Origin of the sequence: Janthinobacterium sp. HH106 (genome assembly GCF_001758725.1) — a bacterium.
Classification (GTDB): Bacteria; Pseudomonadota; Gammaproteobacteria; order Burkholderiales; family Burkholderiaceae_D; genus Janthinobacterium.
In genome coordinates this window covers 1-17,320 of sequence record NZ_LRIC01000060.1, presented here as the reverse complement: position 1 = coordinate 17,320, position 17,320 = coordinate 1, and the positions used below count along the sequence as shown (strand labels likewise).

Sequence of the window (17,320 nt, the reverse complement as noted above, 5' to 3'; positions counted from 1 at the left end):
GGCGCTCATGGTGTGTTACTGACCTGTACCTGCTGCACCAGGCGCAGCGTGCCGGTATTGCTGTTTTCCGCGCCGAGGCTCAGGACGATGCTGAGCAGGCCGCGCGGCCCGTTCTTCAACACCTCATAGGTAAAACAGCCTTCGGGGGGAGCCTCTGTTTGACCAGACCGCGTCACCGTGTTTTTCAGGATTTTTTGCGCCAGCAGTGCGCGCACGGGGGCCGTTGACAAAGGCGCCGCCGCCGCATCGAGCGGCTGCGTCGCCTGGATGACATAGCCGGAATAACGCATCAGGGTACCGGCCTGCGGATCGCAAACATAGCTGACAGGCGTCGTCACCACCTGAAAACGGTGCGATGGTGAGGGGAACTTCAGCGGCGCCTGCGCGAGAAAGGGATTGCTCTTCAGGGTCACCAGCGTGCCGCTGACGGCATCGACCTGCGCCAGATTGCAGATGCCGGCGTTGACGGCACAGCCGTAGGCATCCGGCAGGTTGTCGCCCATATTGTAGACGGCGATAAAGTCGCCGGGCGCGATCTCCGGCGCGCTCCCGACGACGGTAAATTGATTGGCGTTCGCGCCGGCGGCGACGGGATTGAAGGCCAGCACGGCTCCGAGACCCGGTGCATCGTCCTCGGACAGGTAGCGGCCGCCCGATTTCGTCAACAGCAACTCCAGGTATTTCCCGTCCGCGCTGACGCGCACGCTGTTCGGCAGGGCAAGGCGCACGTCGCGCGCGATGCGCCGCGTGGCGGTATCGGCCAGGTCGGCCAGGTCGGCGCGGGCATTGGCATCGATATAACCTTGCACGGGCAGGCGGATGAACATGGCCACCATGCCGCCGATGATGCCCGTGATGACGATCACGATGATCATCTCCACCAGGGTAAAGCCGCGCGCGCGGCGCCGGAAAGAAGAGGTATTCATGGGATGCTGTTCGGCGCGTAGCGCGTGCGATAGCCGTCGAGCACGACCTGCTGCTTGTCGCCATAGGCGACGCTGACCTGGATATGCAGCACCTTGGGCGCCGCGATGCCGTTCAGCGCAACGGTATTGATGCTCACCGTCGCCGCATACTGGCCGGCAAGCGCTGAGAACGGGTTGCCGGCCACATCCGTGGTGTATGTCGAGGTTCCGCCGTCGCTGGCCACGTAATCATTGACGTTGTCGTAAGGCCGCTGCGTGGTGGCGCCCTGTATGCCAAACGCTTCCTTCGTGGCGCAACCGGCCTCGCCGGTCGCCGTCTCGGCTGCCGGGTCGTCCACTGCGCAATAAGTGAAGCGCGCGCCCTCGATTTCGTCGAGCATGCCTTGCGCAATGGCCAGCGCCTGCTTGCGCAGCTGCGGGTCGACGCTATTGCGCGTCGTCAAGCTCATCACGCCAAGGATGGCCGTCACCGCCACGCCCACGATGACGATGAAGAGCACCAGTTCGATCAGGGTCACGCCGGCCTGGCCGCGCCTGGTGGCACGGCGCCTAGCGGTACACATAGCCGGTCTCCGGTGCGACGTTGACCTGGTATTGCTGCCCGCCCGCAACCACGGTCAGCACCAGGATAGTGGAAAAATCGCCGTACGCCGCGTAATACGGGCGCCCCAGCGGGTCAAAGTAAAACCCCGCGCCGCCCGTCAGCGTAACGGCCGCAGGCCATCCTTCGCACAGCCAGTTGCTCCTGTCGCTGCAAGCGAGCAGTGTTTCCTTGCTGCCGCTGTTCGTGCCGGCGGGTGGCACCACCTTCTGCGCATCGCTGCAAGCGGCATCGAAGCACAGCGCCACGCTTTTGCCGTCGATGCGCACAAACACGGGACGGTTTTGCGCCACCGCAAGCTTTTGTCCATAGCGCACGATACTCGCCACCTGATCGCTGGTACTGCGCGCATCAAAGGCATCGCGCTGGAAAAACCGCGAAACGGCAAACGTGGCCAGCAGGCCGGCGATCACCAGCACCGCGACCAGTTCGATCAGCGTGAAGCCGCGCGCGCGGCGCCGCAGCCTGGGCCGCGAGAGCGTCATACGTTGCGGCAAGGTGGTCGATGGCAGGGACAATGGCAATACCCGTAAAAAAGCCCAACCGGCATGGCCTGGCGTTGGGCGGGCGGAAAACATGGCGTGGCCATGCCGGCTTGCCGGCATAGCAGCTGCACGCCCGGATTAGCTGCAGTTGGTCGAGGTCAGGGCCGTCGCGTCAACCACCGCCGGCAGGACTGGCGTGGTGCCTGACGCAGCCACGGCAGTCGTATAGGTCACCTTGCAACTTGTATGCTTGTTATCAGGCAACACCGTCAGCACGGTTCCCGTCGCCGCAACGGTGGTGGTATCGTAGTCAACCAGACCGCCTGCCGCCGAGGCGATGCCAGGCGATGCGATGCCGGGGTAGCCGCTGATGCCCTTGATGTCCGTGCCTTCCATGTTGACGGCAACGGCGTCGGCAGGCGAACCCTTGACCAGCCATTGTGCGTGGAACAGGGCCGAACCGGATTTCAAGGCGCCCGCTGCCGCCTGCATCTTGGCGATGCGCGCATCGGTCGACATGTCGACGAATTTAGGAATGGCCGTCGCTGCCAGGATACCCAGGATCACGATGACGACGACCAGTTCAATCAGGGTAAAACCCGCCTGGGCGCCGCTTTTCATACTACGTAAGGATTTCTTCATACCAGCTTCTCCAAAATCAAATAAAAACATCAAAACCAACGCCATGAAACGTGCGCTGCACGGCACGCCGTTGCAGCGTCAGGCTATTTCCACACCACAATATCGGGTTCCTGGACGAGCTTGTCAATATCGGCGTCTGCACCTGGCAAGATTACCTTAAATTTCACTGCATCAAGCTCTGAACCGGGAAAAATATTGCCATTACTAAACAAATAGATGATTTTTTGTTCTTTTCTGTCGTACAACCAATTCCCGCCGGGTAATTCATCGAGCACGGGGGCATCGAATTCGCCCAGGTAGTTGGCCGGCTTGTCGGCCAGCCAGTCGAACGGGTTTTGCCGCGCCAGCGCCGGTATGCGCGCGCGCCCGTCCGCCAGGTACAGCTGCAGCACCTGCACCCGCAAGCCGGTGCGCAAGGCCCCCAGCGTCTGCGCCATAGCCAGCTGCTGCGCCTGCTGCTGGTAGTAGCCGGCCCGGTTCAGGAACACGCCCACCAGGATGGCGAACACGCTCGCCACGACGGCCAGTTCGAACAGCGTGAAACCGCGCTGGCGGGCAGGCAGCGCCATCAGTGCAGGGCCGCGCGGCCCAGGTCCCAGATCGGCAGGAAGATGCCCAGCGCCAGCACCAGCACCATGGCGCCGAGGAAGACGATCAGGATCGGCTCGATCTGCGCCGACAGGGTTTTCAGCTCGTAATCGACTTCGCGCTCGTACATGTCCGCGATCTCGTCCATCAGGTCGTCGAGCGAACCGGACTCCTCGCCCACGGCGATCATCTGCAGCACCACGGGCGTAAACACGCCGGCCGCCACCGAGGTGCGCAGGATGCTTTCGCCCCGCTCCACGCCGTCGCGCATCTGCTCCACGCGCGCGCTCAGGTAGGTGTTGTCCACCGTTTGCGCCACCACCGTCAGCGCCTGTACGATGGGCACGCCGCTGGTGCTCGACAGGGCGAAGCTGCGGGCGAAGCGGGCCATCGTGCCCTTCAGGATGATCTTGCCGGCAATCGGCAGGCGCAGCTTGGCGCGGTCCCATTTATACAGGCCCTCTTTCGTGCGCAACCAGGCGCGCCAGCCGAAAAAGCCGCCCACGCCCAGCATCAGCAGGATGGGCCAGTAGGTCACCGTGAAGCGCGAGGTGCCGATCAGGAAGCGCGTCATCAGGGGCAGTTCCGCGTGGAAGCTGGCGAACACTTTTTCGAACTGGGGAATGACGAAGATATTCACCACGATCATCGCGGCGACCATGGCGAAGACGACGAAGCTCGGGTAGCGCGTGGCCGACTTGACGCGCGCGCGCATGTCGCGGTCGAATTCCAGGTGATCGAACAGGCGCAGGAACACTTCGTCGAGGCGCCCCGTCATTTCGCCCACGCGCACCATCGACAGATAAAACGGCGTGAAGATGGCGGGATGGCGCGCCATGGCGGCCGACAACTCGCGCCCCGCGTCCAGCGACTCGCGCACGTCCTTGATGATGCGCCCGAACGCGGGGCTGATGGCGGATTCCTGCAGGCCGGCCAGTCCCCGCATGATGGGCACGCCCGCCTTGAGCAGGGTGTACAGCTGGCGGCTGAACAGCTGCACGTCCATGGGCGTGACTTTTTTCTCGGTCAGCTTGTCCCACCAGCCCAATTTGCTGGCGCCGGCGCCCGCCACCGTCTGTTTGGTGGCGCTGATGTCGACGGGCGTACTGCCGCCCGCCATCAACTGATCGGCCACGGCGCCGCTGTCGGCGCCCTCCATCACGCCGGTCAGCAGTTCGCCGTTGGCATTGCGCGCCTTGTAAGCAAAAAACGCCACGTCAATCCTCGCTCTGGTTGCTGATGCGCATCGCTTCCATCACCGTCGTGCGGCCTTGCACCACCAGCTGCACGGCGTGGCGGCGCAAGGTGTCGCCGGCCATTTGCGCCGTCGCCACCTTCATGAAGTGCGATGGATCGGCATGGTTGGCGGCATCGGCCACGGCGCGCGTAATTTCCAGCAATTCGTACACGCCCGTGCGGCCCCGGTAACCCATGCCATTGCAATGCGAACAGCCTTTGCCGTGGAAATACTGGTTGCGCTCGACCAGCTCGCCCAATTCCAGGCGCAGCCATTCGTATTCGTTCGGCGTGGGCTGGTACGGCGTGCTGCAGCTTTCGCAGATCACGCGCACCAGACGCTGCGCCAGCACGGCTTGCAGCGAGCTGCCCACCATGTAGCGGGGCACGCCCATGTCCATCAGGCGCAGCGGCGTGCTGATGGCGTCGTTCGTATGCAGGGTCGACAGCACCAAATGGCCCGTCATGGCGGCGCGCAAGCCGATTTGCGCCGTTTCCTGGTCGCGCATCTCGCCGACGAGCACGATGTCGGGATCTTGCCGCAAGGCCGAACGCAGCACTCTGGCAAAGTTCAGTTCGATCTTGTCGTTGACTTGCACCTGGTTGATGCCGGGCAAACGGTACTCGACGGGGTCTTCCACCGTGATGAGCTTTTTTTCCACGGAATTGAGTTCGGACAAGGCGCAGTACAGGGTCGTCGTCTTGCCGCTGCCGGTCGGCCCCGTCACCAGCACGAGGCCGTTCGGGCGGCTGACGATGGCGCGGAACTGCTGCACCAGCTTGGGCGGCATGCCGATCGCGTCCAGGCGCAAGGTCGTGCCGCCCTGGTTCAGCAGACGCATCACCACCGATTCGCCGTACTGCGTCGGCATGGTGGAAATACGCACGTCGATGCGCTGGTTTTTTACGCGGATGGCGAAACGGCCGTCCTGCGGCAAGCGCTTCTCGGAAATATCGAGGTCCGACATCAGTTTCAGGCGCAGCGCCAGCGAACTGGCGATCTTGCTGTCCGCTTCCGTCTGCAGGTGCAGCACGCCGTCGATGCGGAAGCGGATCTGCAGCCGGCCTTCCTGCGGCTCGATGTGGATGTCGGAGGCGCGCACCTGCGTGGCATCCTCGAACACCGATTGCAGCAGCTTGACGATGGGCGCCTCTTCCAGGCCCGGGTTGGCGGCCAGCGCGCCGAAGTCGACGGACACGTCGCCCAGATCCTGCTCCAGCTCGCGCGTCAGGGTCGAGATGTCTTCCGTGCGGCGGTAGATGCGGTCGATGGCGGCCAGCACTTCCGTTTCATTGACCACGGCCAGTTCGATCTGGCGCTTGACCAGGCGCGAAATTTCATCGTACGCGAACAGGTCGGTGGGATCGGACATGCCGACCAGCAAGCCCTCGCGGCGGTCTTCCAGCACCAGCGCGCGGAAGCGGCGCGCCTGGGTTTCCGGCAGCAGCCGCACCAGTTCGGGATTGATGTTGAAAAACTTCAGATTGATATAGGGAATGTCGAGCTGGCGCGCCAGCGCGCCTGAAATCTGCTCTTCCGTGACGAAGCCGTGCTCGACAAAAACGCGGCCCAGCTTGCGTCCCGAACGCTTCTGTTCCGTCAAGGCCTGGCCCAACTGTTCTTCCGTCAGCAACTTCTGCTGCACCAAAATTTCACCGAGCCGGACTTTCTCTGGCCTTGCCATTGCTTACTCCTCGACAAACAAATTTCACAGAAGATACACGCCTGCGGCGCGCACAGGCATTTTATTCCAGAACCTGATGTTTCTTAAAGAAAATACATTCCATCATTTGATTTTTGCGCATTTCAACACGATGCAAGGAAACACTTGCCGCCCGCCTGCGCCCATGGCAATAATGGCGGTCGTTCACCGTCTTCCCTGCCGACCATTGCCCCTATGAACGCCTGCGCCATCGAGTTCCACAACGTACATCTGCAGCTGGCGGGCAGCGCCGTGCTGCGCGGCGTCGACCTGCAGGTGCGCGCGGGTGAACTGTTCGGCCTGGTCGGCGTGAATGGCGCGGGCAAGACGAGCCTGCTGAAATGCCTGCTCGACTTTTGCACGCCCGAGCGGGGCGAGATCGCCATTTTCGGCCGGCCGCACCGGCATGGCGCGGCGCGCCAGCCCCTGTCGTTTCTGCCGGAACGTTTCCAGGCGCCTTATTACCTGACGGGCGGCGACTTCCTGCGCTACCTGTCGCGCCTGCACGATGTGCGGCCCGATGCGCACGCCGTGCAGCAAGCCCTGGACGCGCTGGACCTGGCGCCGGACGCCTTGCTGCGTCCCGCGCGCGCCTATTCGAAAGGCATGATGCAGAAACTGGGGCTGGTCGCCTGCCTGCTGTCGGGCAAGCGGCAACTGGTGCTGGACGAACCGATGAGCGGACTCGACCCGAAGGCGCGCGCGCAATTCAAGCAGGTGCTGCGGCAAGCGCATGCGCAGGGCCGCGGCGCCCTGCTCACCTCGCATGCGCTGGCCGATGTGGAAGAATTGTGCGACCGCATGGCCATCCTGCATGCGGGCCGCATCGTATTTGCGGGCACGCCCGCCGAATGCCGCGCCCGCCATGGCGGTACGGAAGACGCCAGCCTGGAGCAGGCTTTTCTCAATTGCATCGCGGCATGAACACCGACACGCAGGTTTCCAGCCACTACGCGCCCTCGCCGCACGGCATGTATCTGCGCCATTTCGGCTTGCGCACGGCGCCGTTCGGCATCACGCCGGACCCGGCCTTTTTCTATCCCGGCAATACGCGGGGCGAACTGCTCGATGCGCTGCTGTATGCCGTCACGCAAGGCGAAGGCATCATCAAGCTGACGGGAGAAGTGGGCAGCGGCAAGACCATGCTGTGCCGCATGCTGGCCGAACGCCTGCCGCCCCAGGTCGACGTGCTGTACCTGCTCAATCCCTGCCTGGAGCCGGACGAAGTCCTGCACGCCATCGCTGCCGAACTGGACCTGGAACTGGACGGATGCCGCGCCGATGCCGCGCTGCGCGCCCTGCACGGCGAGCTGATCGCCAGGCATGCGGCCGGGCGCCAGGTGGTGCTGCTGGCCGAAGAGGCGCAAGCCATGCCGGGCGCCACCCTGGAAGCGCTGCGCCTGCTGACGAACCTGGAAACGGCCAGCCACAAGCTGCTGCAAATCGTGCTGTTTGGCCAGCCGGAATTGCAGCACACCCTGGACTTGCCCCAGTTCCGCCAATTGAAGGAACGCATCACCCACAGTTTCACCGTACCGCGCCTGCCGCAAGCCTTGCTGAACGATTATCTGGCGTGCCGCCTGGCCGCCGCCGGCCGCATGGCGCCGCTCGTTTTTACGCCTGCCGCCCTGCGCCGGCTGGCGCGCGCGGCGCAGGGCATCGTACGCAGGGTCAATATCCTGGCCGACAAGGCCTTGTTGGCCGCGTTTGCGGACGATGCGCAGGAAATCAGCGCGCGCCACATGCGCCTGGCCATTGCCGACAGCCCCTTTCACCGCCCGCCCTGGCATGCGGGCAAGCTGCTGGCAGGCGTCTTGAGCGCGCTGATGCTGCTGCTGGCTGCGGCACTGCTGTGGCAATGGCTGGTGCCGGGCCAAACAGCGGCTATCTCGGCCCCGGCTGCCGTCCCACGCGCACCGCTGCCGGCGCCGTCGACGCTGCTCGACAGCAAGCTGGCCGAATCGCGCGACTGGCTGACACGGCAAAGGCCGCAGCAACTGGTGCTGCAAATCGCCAGCCTGCCCGCCACCGAAACGGCCGCGGCGGAAACTTTCCTGCAGCAGGCGCAGCAAGCGATCGGCCTGCGCGATCTTCACGTGTTTCGCCTGCCTGGCGCAGCGCCCGCAAACGCCATCGCGCGCCTGGACATCGTCTACGGCAGCTTCGCCGACCGGGCCAGCGCCGAAGCCGTTTGGGCGAGGCTGGCCCCCTCGTCGCCACAGAAAATATTGCTGAACGACATAGATAGTATCCGTACGGAAATTAAAGCCACGGCACCGCTACAAACGACGCGTGGTAGCCCCTGACTTTATTTCGGTATATTGCCTCCGGAGCCCGCACAGCCGATTGATTTTAGGCGATCATGCTGGGTAAAATTGCAAAGGCACAACACGACTCCAAGGGCGAACTTTTCATGAATCAACACCCTATTCCTGTGCTGGCCTCCTGGGTCGCCCTCGCCTGCGGCACCGTGCTGTCCGGCTGCGCCACGCATCAAATGCCGCTGTCGCCTGCCCACCTCAATACCGCGCCCGTCGCCGGCGGCGCCATTCCCGAACCGGTGCAGCAAAGCAGCGCGCTGGCCGCGCCCTTGCCCGCGCCCAAGGTGGAAACCTACAGCGTCACCGTGCACAAGGTGCCCGTGCAATCGCTGCTGTTCGCGCTGGCGCGCGACGCGGGCATGAATATCGACATCCACCCGCAGATCGAAGGCAGCGTCACCCTGAATGCGCTGAACCAGACCCTGCCGCAATTGCTGGCACGTATCGGCAAGCAAGTCGATATGCGCTACGAAATCGATGGCAAGAACCTGACGGTGCTGCCCGACGCCCCCGTATGGCGCAATTACAAGATCGATTACGTCAACATCGCGCGCAGCACCAACAGCAGCGTGAATATCGCTACGCAAATTTCCACAGCGGGCGGCGGGTCGAACAACGCCAGCAATCCCGTTGGCAGCACGCAAGGCAGCGGCGGCAACGGCAATAACAATTCGACCACCCTGGTCGTGAATCGTTCGGAAAATAACTTCTGGTACAGCCTGGAAAAAAATATCCGCGACCTGCTGCGCGACACCACACTGAACGACGTGCAGGTCGACCCGCTGGCGCAGCTGAACCAGCAATTGACGGCCGCACAGGGCAATACGCCAGGCCAGCAGGGACAAGCGGGTCAGCCAGGCCAGCCGGGCCAGCAGCAGAATCAGGGCGGCAACCAATACGGCAGCCAGGCGCCGATGCAGACTGGCGGCCAGTATGCGCCAGGCCAGCAGGCACCCAACCAGAATGCGAATCCTGGCCAGCAGCTCGACGCGAACGGCCTGCCGCTATTAAAACTGGCCAACAAGGGCAGCCCCTCGTCCGTCGTCGTCAACGTGGAAGGCGGCTTGATCGCCGTGCGCGCCACGGGTCGCCAGCACGAAAAGATCGCCGAATTCCTCGATGCCGTGTTGCATAGCGCCAAGCGGCAAGTGCTGATCGAGGCGACCATCATCGAGGTGCGCCTGAGCAATGAATATCAGCAAGGCATCAACTGGTCGCGCCTGACGGGCAGCCTGAGCCTGAACCAGGGCCGTGTCGGCACCCTGCCCCTGCCCAGCGGCGTGCTGCCGGGTACGTCGCCCGGCATCTTCGTGCTCAACTACATGAAGGATAGTTTCAGGACCACCATCCAGCTGCTCGAATCGTTCGGCAAGGTGAAAGTGCTGTCCAGCCCGAAGATCAGCGTGCTCAACAATCAAACGGCCATGCTGAAGGTGGTCGACAACAATGTCTTCTTTACCATCAAGGTGACGCCCGCCGTGATCAGTTCGACGGGCACCATCACCACACCCGCCACCTATGAGTCGAAACTGGAAACGGTGCCCGTCGGCTTCGTCATGAGCGTCACGCCGCAGATTTCCGACAGCGACGAAGTCACGCTCAATGTGCGCCCCACCATTACGCGCATCGTGGGCTATGTGCAAGACCCGAATCCGGCCCTGGCCACGGCCAGCGTGATCAGCCGCGTGCCCGTGATCCAGGCGCGCGAGCTGGAATCGATCATGAAAGTGGGCAATGGCCAGATCGCCGTGATGGGCGGCCTGATGCAGGATTCCATCGACAATGCCAAGGATGGCGTGCCTGGCCTGTCCAGCCTGCCCGTCGTGGGCAATTTGTTTACCTATCGTAATGAGGCAAGCAGCAAGACGGAGCTGGTGATCTTCATGCGCCCCGTCGTGGTCAAGGATGCCAGCATCGAAGGCGATTACCGCGACTACCGTTACCTGCTGCCCGGCCAGGCGCCGCTCAACAGCCAGCCGTACACGGATGGCCCGCCGGCGCCAGCCCTCCAGCCGCAGGCACGCCTGCAGGGAGACGTCCCATGAGCTTGTTGATGCAGGCGCTCAAGAAAGCCGAGCGCGCCAAGCAGAACAGCCTTTCCGACGAAGAACTGGAAAAGCCGTCCGAAGCCTACGACCAGGTGCTGGAACTGGCGCCGGCCGACGCCCTGCCGCCCCGCCCCGCGCCTGCCGCGCCACCGCCCGCGCAGCCGGCAAGCAGCTTGCGCCTGGAACCGCTGCAGGACGCTCCCGCGCCGCAGCCCGAGCCCAGCGGCGCGCAGCCCGGTTCACAGCAAGGCACGCAACCTGGCCCGCCCCCCGAGCCGCCGCGCGCCCGTCCGGAACCGCCGCCCGCCAAGCCACGCGCCAGCCGCAGCAATCCGCCGCCGAAAGGCCCCACCGGCCCCATCAGCGTCGACCCGGCCACCGTGCGCCTGGCCGTGCTGCTGGCGATCCTGCTGCTGGTGGCGGGATCGATGGCGTATTGGTACTGGCGCGCCAGCAGCAGCCCCGGCGCGGGCGCCAACCTGCCCGGCGTACCCATGCCGCTGACGGACGCCCCGGGCACGGCCGGCGTTGCCGGCCCCATCGTGGTGCTGCCCGGGGCCGGCGGCGTTCTGCCGGCCCCCCCGGCGCCCGCCCCGCTGCCGCAGGACGCGCCGCGCGAACAGCGCCCGCCAGCCGGCGCGGCGGAACAGCAGGCGATGATCCAGGCCGCCGCGCAAGCGGCCGTGGCTGCCCAGCTGGCGCAACTGCCGCCGCCTGCGCAGCCCAGCCTGCCGCCGGTGGCCGCGCCCGACAATAGCCAGATCCAGGTGCTGCGCAACGATACGGCGCCGCAAATCAACCCAGGCGTGCAGCAAGCCTACCAGGCGTTCAACGGGGGCCAGCTGGGCCTTGCTCGCCAGCAATATGAAAGCGTGCTGCGGCAGGATGCCAACAACCGCGACGCGCTGCTGGGCCTGGCGGCCGTGGCCCTGCGCGAGAACCAGGGCGCGCAGGCGGCGTCGCTGTACGTGCGCTTGCTCGAGATAAACCCGGACGATGGCGTCGCACTGGCCGGCCTGATCGGCCTGCGCCAGGGCGACGTCGTGCAGAGCGAAGCCAGGCTGAAAGCCCTCCTGGCCCGTACCCCCGACAGCGGCCCCGTGCTGTTTGCCCTGGGTAATGTGTATGCCAAGCAGCGCCGCTGGAACGAAGCGCAGCAGCAATTTTTCCGCGCCTATGGCGCCGCGCCCGGCAATCCCGACTATGCCTTCAACCTGGCCGTCGGCCTGGACCGGTTGAACCAGCCCAAGCTGGCCGCCACGTATTACCAGCGCGCCTTGACCCTGGCGCAAACCACGCCCGCCGCGTTCGACCAGGCCGTCGTGCAAACGCGTTTGCGCGAACTGGCGGCCCCCGCGCCGGCAGCACCGCCCCCGGCCGAGCCGGCCACCATCCCACCCCGTCAGGAATAAGTACTACATGGCAGAACAGGCAAAACTTCCGCTGGGCAAATTGCTGATCCAGAAAGGGGTGATTAGCGAAGACCAGCTGCGCATCGCCCTGATCGAGCAGCGGCGCAGCAGCGAACCGCTGGGCAAGCTGCTGATCACCCTGGGCTTCGTCACGGAAGCCACCGTGCGCGAGGCCCTCAGCGAAAACCTGAAACAGGTCAGCGCGGACCTGTCGAGCCTGGTTGTCGACGCCATCGCCCTGAAGCTGATTCCGAAGGACGTGGCCAAGCGCTACCGTGTCTTTCCCATCGTCTATGAGCGGCAGGCGGACAACCTGATCCTGGCCATGGCCGACACCAGCAACATCGTCGCGCTCGACCAGATCAGCGCCATGCTGGTCAAGGGCATCACGATTTCCACCGTGCTCGTCAACGAATCGGACATTTCGCGCGCCATCGACCAGTACTATGGTTTTGAATTGTCGATCGACGGCATCCTGCACGAAATCGAAACGGGCGAAGTCAGCTATCAAAGCATGGCGTCGCCGTCGGACGAGTACAGCCAGCCCATGGTGCGCCTGATCGACGCGCTGCTGGCCGACGCCGTGCAGAACGGCGCCTCGGACATCCATTTCGAGCCGGAACAGTCGTTCCTGCGCATCCGCTACCGCATCGACGGCATCCTGCGGCAAATCCGCAGCCTGCACAAATCGTACTGGCCGGCCATGGCCGTGCGCCTGAAGGTGATGTCGAACATGAATATCGCCGAAGCGCGCGCGCCGCAGGATGGGCGCATCAGCATCAAGTTTTCCGGTCGGCAAATCGACTTCCGCGCGTCCGCGCAACCCACCACGCATGGCGAAAACGTCGTGCTGCGCGTGCTGGACCGGCAAAAGGGCATCGTCCCGCTGGACGGGCTGGGCCTGGCCGAAGCGGAACTGAACTTGCTCAAACTGATGATCGCCCGTCCCGACGGCGTGATCCTCGTGACGGGCCCGACGGGCAGCGGCAAGACCACCACCCTGTATTCGATACTCAACCATATCAATACGGAAAGCGTCAACATCATGACCCTGGAGGACCCGGTCGAGTATCCGATGAACATGATACGCCAGACCTCCGTCAACGAATCGGTCAAGCTGGGCTTTGCCGACGGCATCCGCTCGATGATGCGGCAAGACCCGGACATCATCCTCGTGGGCGAGATCCGCGACCGCGAAACGGCGGAAATGGCCTTTGCCGCCGCCATGACGGGCCACCAGGTGTATTCCACTTTGCATACGAGCTCGGCCATCGGTTCCGTGGCGCGCCTGCTCGACATCGGCATCCTGCCCGACATCATGGCCGGCAACATCATCGGCATTGTGGCGCAGCGGCTGGTGCGCCGCTTGTGTCCGCATTGCAAGGAAACCGTGATCGCGGACGACGTCGAGCGCCGCCTGATGGGCCTGGCAGCAAGCGATGCGCCCGCCTCCATCTGCCGCGCCGTCGGCTGCGAGCGCTGCGCGCACCAGGGCTACAAGGGCCGCCTGGCCATCATGGAAATTCTCAAGATGACGGCTGAACTCGATGAATTGACGGCGCGCCGCGCCAGTTCGCGCGAATTGAAGAACGCGGCGCGCGCGGCCGGCTTCAAGGGCATCGTCGACGACGGCGTGCGTCGCGTGCTCGAAGGCGTGACCACCCTGGAAGAAGTGGGCCGCGTGGTCGACTTGACGGAAAGGCTGGCCTGATGGCGCAATATGTCTACCGCTCCATGGATGCCGCCGGCGCATTGATTCCCGGCAGCATGGAGGCGGCCAACGTGCCGGACCTGGAAGCGCGCCTGCACCGCATGCAGCTGGACTTGATCGACTGCAAGATCACGGGCCAGTATCTTGTGCTGCTGGGCAAGCGGGTCATCCACCGCCGCGACCTGATCAACTTCTGCTTCCACATGGAACAATTGACGGGTGCGGGCGTGCCCATCCTGGAAGGCTTGAACGACTTGCGCGAAAGCACGGACCACCCGCGCCTGCGCGAAGTCGTCACGGATCTGATCGAAAGCATCGAAGGCGGCTTGCCGCTGTCGGGCGCGCTGGCCCAGCATGGCGACATCTTCGACGCCACGTTTACCAGCCTGATCCTGGCGGGCGAACAGAGCGGCAAGATCGCCGAAGTGTTCAAGAACCTGTCGGAAAGCCTGAAGTGGCAGGACGAGCTGGCCTCGCAGACGCGCAAGATCGTCATGTACCCGGTCATCGTCGCGCTGGTGGTGGCGGGCGTGACGTTTTTCCTGATGATTTATCTGGTACCCCAGCTGACGGCCTTCATCCGCAACATGGGCGGCGAGCTGCCGCTGCACACGCGCGTGTTGATCTTTGTATCGAATGTGTTCATCGATTACTGGTATGTGCTGCTGGCCTTGCCCGTGCTGCTGTTTTTCGGCCTGCGCGCGCTGATCCGCCGCAGCGAGGCGGCCCGCTACGCGTGGGATGGCTTGAAGCTGCGGCTGTGGCTGGTCGGCCCCGTGCTGCACAAGATCATCCTGGCCCGCTTCGCCACTTTTTTTGCCCTGATGTATGCTTCCGGCATCACGATACTCGAATGCATCCGCCTGTCCGAAGGCATCGCCGGCAACCAGGTGGTGGCGGCCGGCCTGCGCCGCGCCGCCCAGCTGATCAGCGAAGGCCATGGCGTGACCGCCGCCTTCCAGCATACGGGCATCTTCCCGCCACTGGTGATCCGCATGCTCAAGGTGGGCGAGGCCACGGGCTCGCTGGACACGGCCTTGCGCAATGTCAGTTACTTTTACAACCGCGAAGTGAAGGAATTGATTGAAAAAGTGCAAGCCATGATCGAGCCGGCCATGACGGTCATCCTGGGCCTGCTGCTGGGCTGGATCATGCTGTCAGTGCTGGGGCCGATCTACGACACCATCAGCACGATGAAAACTTGAGACCCGAGACCTGAGACCGCCGTGTTCCGCAAACAATTACTCTACATCACCAGCGACGCGCTGTGCGCCTACGACTGGGACCACGGCGTGCTGGGCCAGGGCCAGGCCTTCCCCGCCAGCGCGGCCGGGCTGGACGGTTTCGCCGCGTGGCTGGAAGATCCGCAGGGGCAACGGTCGGGCGTGCCCGCCTACCTGCTGACGGACTTGATCGAGGAAGATTTCCAGCGCCAGCTGCTGCCCCATGTGCGCGGCAAGGCCGGCCGGGCCCTGCTGGAGCGGCGCAAGCAGCAATTACACCGCGACACGCCCTACCGGGGCAGCACCCTGCTGGGCCGCGAAAGCACGGGCCGCCACGACGACCAGGTGCTGTTCTTTGCGCTGACCAACCCATCCTTGCTGCAGCCATGGACGGAGGCGCTCGAGCACTTGCGCGTGCCCGTGGCCGGCATTTATTCGACCAGCCTGCTCAGTATCGCGCTGGTCAAAAAGCTGTCGATCGCGCATGAACACTTGCTGCTGGTGACGCAGCAGTCGGGCGGCTTGCGGCAAAGCTACTATGAAAAGGGCCAGCTGCGCTTTTCGCGCCAGACGGCCACCATCGCGCTCGACGGCGTGGCCGTGAATATTGCGCTGGAAACGGAAAAAACGCGGCAATTTCTCACCAGCACGCGCATGCTGGCGCGCGGCGACGTCTTGAATACCGTCATCCTGGCGCCGGCCGCGCAAATCGCCAAGCTCGAACTGCTGTGCGACAACGGCGTCGAAGTGGCTTACCACTTCATCGACCTGCAGCTGGCGGGCGAACGGGTGGGCTTGCGCCGCACGCCGGCGCTGGCCGACGAATTGCTGCTGACTTTGCTGGGCAAGCATCCGCCGTCCAGCCACTATCCGCCCGGCGCGCTGGCCCGCTACTACCATTTCCAGCGCGCGCGCAAGACGCTGTATGGCGCCAGCACGCTGATCGGCGCATCGGCGGCCCTGTGGTGCGCGATTAACTTGCTCGGCGGCATAGCCGACGGGGCCGCCATCGAACGCCTGGCGCAGGAAACGGCGTCCTATCAGCAGCGCTACCGCAGCGTCATGTCGACCCAGCCGCCGGCGCCGGCCAAGACGCAGAACATGAAAGTGGCCGTGACCCTGGGCCACATGATCGCCAGCCAGGCGCCGGAGCCGGGCCGGCTGCTGGGCATACTGAGCGCCGCACTGGACCAGGCGCCGCAAGTCGCGCTCGGCCAGCTGCACTGGCATGCGGGCCAGGCGACCGCGCGCGTGGCGAGCAATCAGACGCCGCCACAGCAGCAGCAAAGTACGGGCGCACCGGCCGGCAGCGCCTTGGCCGGCATTCCCGTCGCGCCGCCGCAGGCCTTGCGCCTGGAAGCGGACGTGGCCATGCCAAACAACGATTACCGCGCGGCCCTGGCGGCCATCACGGCCTTCGCGCAAACCCTGGCGCGCCAGCCGGGCATGCAGGTGACGATCGAGGAAACGCCGCTCGACCTGCGCCCCAGCGCGGCCCTATCCGGCAAGAGCGCCGTGCCGGCGCCGGCCAGCCAGGCCCGCTTCACCCTCTTGCTCGCGTGGCAGCCATGAGCGGCCCCGTCAAACAGCCGCCCCTGCCCGGCATGCAACGGAGCGGCACGCCCGCGCGCGCGCTGCCCGCCTGGCTGGGCGAACTGCACCTGATACGCCGCGCCCTGCTGTGCTTTGCGCTGACCTTGCTGGCCAGCGTGGTGCTGCTGAGCCTGAGTGCCGCCTACCGGGCGCGTGAAGCGCAGCAGCTGGACCTGGCCCAGCGCACGCGTTCGGCGGCCGCCCTCCTGTTCAACCATGCGGAGGCGGAAAAGCAGGAAATCCGCGCCTACGAACCGCAATTCCTGGCCCTGCGCCAGCGCGGCCTGATCGGCGAGGAAAACCGCCTGGCCTGGATCGACGCCATCCGCCGCAGCCAGGAACAGCGCAAACTGCTGCCGATCAGCTATGACATCAGCCCGCAGCAAGGGCTGCAAGTACCGTTGCCCATGGTGATGGGACAATATCAGCTGCGCGGCAGCCGCATGCGCCTGCAGATGGATTTGCTGCACGAGATGGATTTGCTGAACCTGCTGGACGATTTACGCCAGGCCGGCTATTTCGCCGTGCAGGATTGCACGCTCAAGCGCCACGCTGCGGCCGGGGCCGGTCCAGGCAGCGGAGCTGCGCCCACCGTGGGCGCCGAATGCGAGCTGCTGTGGCTGACCCTGGGCAGCGCGCCCGTGCCGGGGCGGCCATGAGGACCACCCTCGTCCTGGGCGCGCTGCTGGCCGGTGCCGCGCTCACGGCCCAGGCACAGTCGCCGCAACTGGGCCGTTTGTTCCTGTCGCCCGACCAGCGCGCCCAGCTCGACGCGCAGCGCTACGGCCCGCCGGCGCCCGATCCTGCCCTGGCGGCGCCCCCGGCCCCGCC

General features: G+C 64.7%; 15 protein-coding genes. 8 read left to right on the top strand and 7 right to left on the bottom strand.

Annotated features, from left to right (window positions below; translation table 11 throughout):
- Positions 1-5 precede the first annotated feature (5 nt).
- From JAB8_RS22735 to JAB8_RS22705, 7 genes are all read right to left on the bottom strand, one after another.
- Entirely contained in the window at positions 6-926 is a 921-nt protein-coding gene (locus JAB8_RS22735) for a prepilin-type N-terminal cleavage/methylation domain-containing protein (RefSeq protein ID WP_070220262.1), read from the bottom strand.
- Positions 923-1,489, bottom strand: coding sequence for a type II secretion system protein (locus JAB8_RS22730; protein WP_070220264.1), 567 nt, complete (start codon positions 1,487-1,489; stop codon positions 923-925). Before JAB8_RS22730 ends, JAB8_RS22735 begins: the two co-directional genes overlap by 4 nt.
- Positions 1,476-2,012 (bottom strand): prepilin-type N-terminal cleavage/methylation domain-containing protein, encoded by a 537-nt coding sequence (locus JAB8_RS30010; protein WP_070291528.1) that lies wholly within the window; start codon positions 2,010-2,012, stop codon positions 1,476-1,478. Before JAB8_RS30010 ends, JAB8_RS22730 begins: the two co-directional genes overlap by 14 nt.
- A 138-nt stretch (positions 2,013-2,150) precedes the next feature.
- Positions 2,151-2,654 carry a prepilin-type N-terminal cleavage/methylation domain-containing protein gene (locus JAB8_RS30200; RefSeq protein WP_070291527.1) on the bottom strand — a complete coding sequence of 168 codons (504 nt, stop codon included), beginning with the start codon at positions 2,652-2,654 and terminating at the stop codon, positions 2,151-2,153.
- A gap of 83 nt (positions 2,655-2,737) precedes the next feature.
- Positions 2,738-3,223, bottom strand: coding sequence for a type II secretion system protein (locus tag JAB8_RS22715; protein ID WP_070291526.1), 486 nt, complete (start codon positions 3,221-3,223; stop codon positions 2,738-2,740).
- The gene (locus JAB8_RS22710; protein ID WP_070291525.1) at positions 3,223-4,458 is read right to left on the bottom strand and encodes a type II secretion system F family protein; all 1,236 of its coding nucleotides are present in this window, start codon (positions 4,456-4,458) and stop codon (positions 3,223-3,225) included. The genes JAB8_RS22715 and JAB8_RS22710 overlap by 1 nt, the downstream gene beginning before the upstream one ends.
- A gap of 1 nt (position 4,459) precedes the next feature.
- The gene (locus JAB8_RS22705) at positions 4,460-6,163 is read right to left on the bottom strand and encodes a GspE/PulE family protein (RefSeq protein ID WP_070291524.1); all 1,704 of its coding nucleotides are present in this window, start codon (positions 6,161-6,163) and stop codon (positions 4,460-4,462) included.
- A gap of 213 nt (positions 6,164-6,376) precedes the next feature.
- Here JAB8_RS22705 and JAB8_RS22700 point away from each other — a divergent pair, with 213 nt between their 5' ends.
- The 8 genes from JAB8_RS22700 to JAB8_RS22665 all read left to right on the top strand — a co-directional run bounded on the left by JAB8_RS22700 (position 6,377) and on the right by JAB8_RS22665 (position 17,148).
- Entirely contained in the window at positions 6,377-7,105 is a 729-nt protein-coding gene (locus JAB8_RS22700; RefSeq protein ID WP_070291523.1) for an ABC transporter ATP-binding protein, read from the top strand.
- Entirely contained in the window at positions 7,102-8,487 is a 1,386-nt protein-coding gene (locus JAB8_RS22695; RefSeq protein ID WP_254679574.1) for an AAA family ATPase, read from the top strand. The genes JAB8_RS22700 and JAB8_RS22695 overlap by 4 nt, the downstream gene beginning before the upstream one ends.
- 107 nt (positions 8,488-8,594) lie before the next feature.
- Positions 8,595-10,547: a pilus (MSHA type) biogenesis protein MshL gene (locus JAB8_RS22690; RefSeq protein WP_070291634.1), complete on the top strand. Its 1,953-nt coding sequence runs from the start codon at positions 8,595-8,597 to the stop codon at positions 10,545-10,547.
- On the top strand, positions 10,544-11,962 hold the full coding sequence (locus JAB8_RS30195) for a tetratricopeptide repeat protein (RefSeq protein WP_070291522.1): 1,419 nt from the start codon (positions 10,544-10,546) through the stop codon (positions 11,960-11,962). The genes JAB8_RS22690 and JAB8_RS30195 overlap by 4 nt, the downstream gene beginning before the upstream one ends.
- Before the next feature lie 7 nt (positions 11,963-11,969).
- On the top strand, positions 11,970-13,673 hold the full coding sequence (locus JAB8_RS22680; RefSeq protein ID WP_070291521.1) for an ATPase, T2SS/T4P/T4SS family: 1,704 nt from the start codon (positions 11,970-11,972) through the stop codon (positions 13,671-13,673).
- The gene (locus JAB8_RS22675) at positions 13,673-14,878 is read left to right on the top strand and encodes a type II secretion system F family protein (protein WP_070291520.1); all 1,206 of its coding nucleotides are present in this window, start codon (positions 13,673-13,675) and stop codon (positions 14,876-14,878) included. The genes JAB8_RS22680 and JAB8_RS22675 overlap by 1 nt, the downstream gene beginning before the upstream one ends.
- Positions 14,879-14,899: 21 nt before the next feature.
- Complete coding sequence (locus JAB8_RS22670) at positions 14,900-16,468, top strand: hypothetical protein (RefSeq protein WP_070291519.1); 1,569 nt, start codon at positions 14,900-14,902, stop codon at positions 16,466-16,468.
- Positions 16,465-17,148, top strand: coding sequence for a hypothetical protein (locus JAB8_RS22665; protein ID WP_227741991.1), 684 nt, complete (start codon positions 16,465-16,467; stop codon positions 17,146-17,148). The genes JAB8_RS22670 and JAB8_RS22665 overlap by 4 nt, the downstream gene beginning before the upstream one ends.
- The last annotated feature ends 172 nt before the right edge of the window (positions 17,149-17,320 follow it).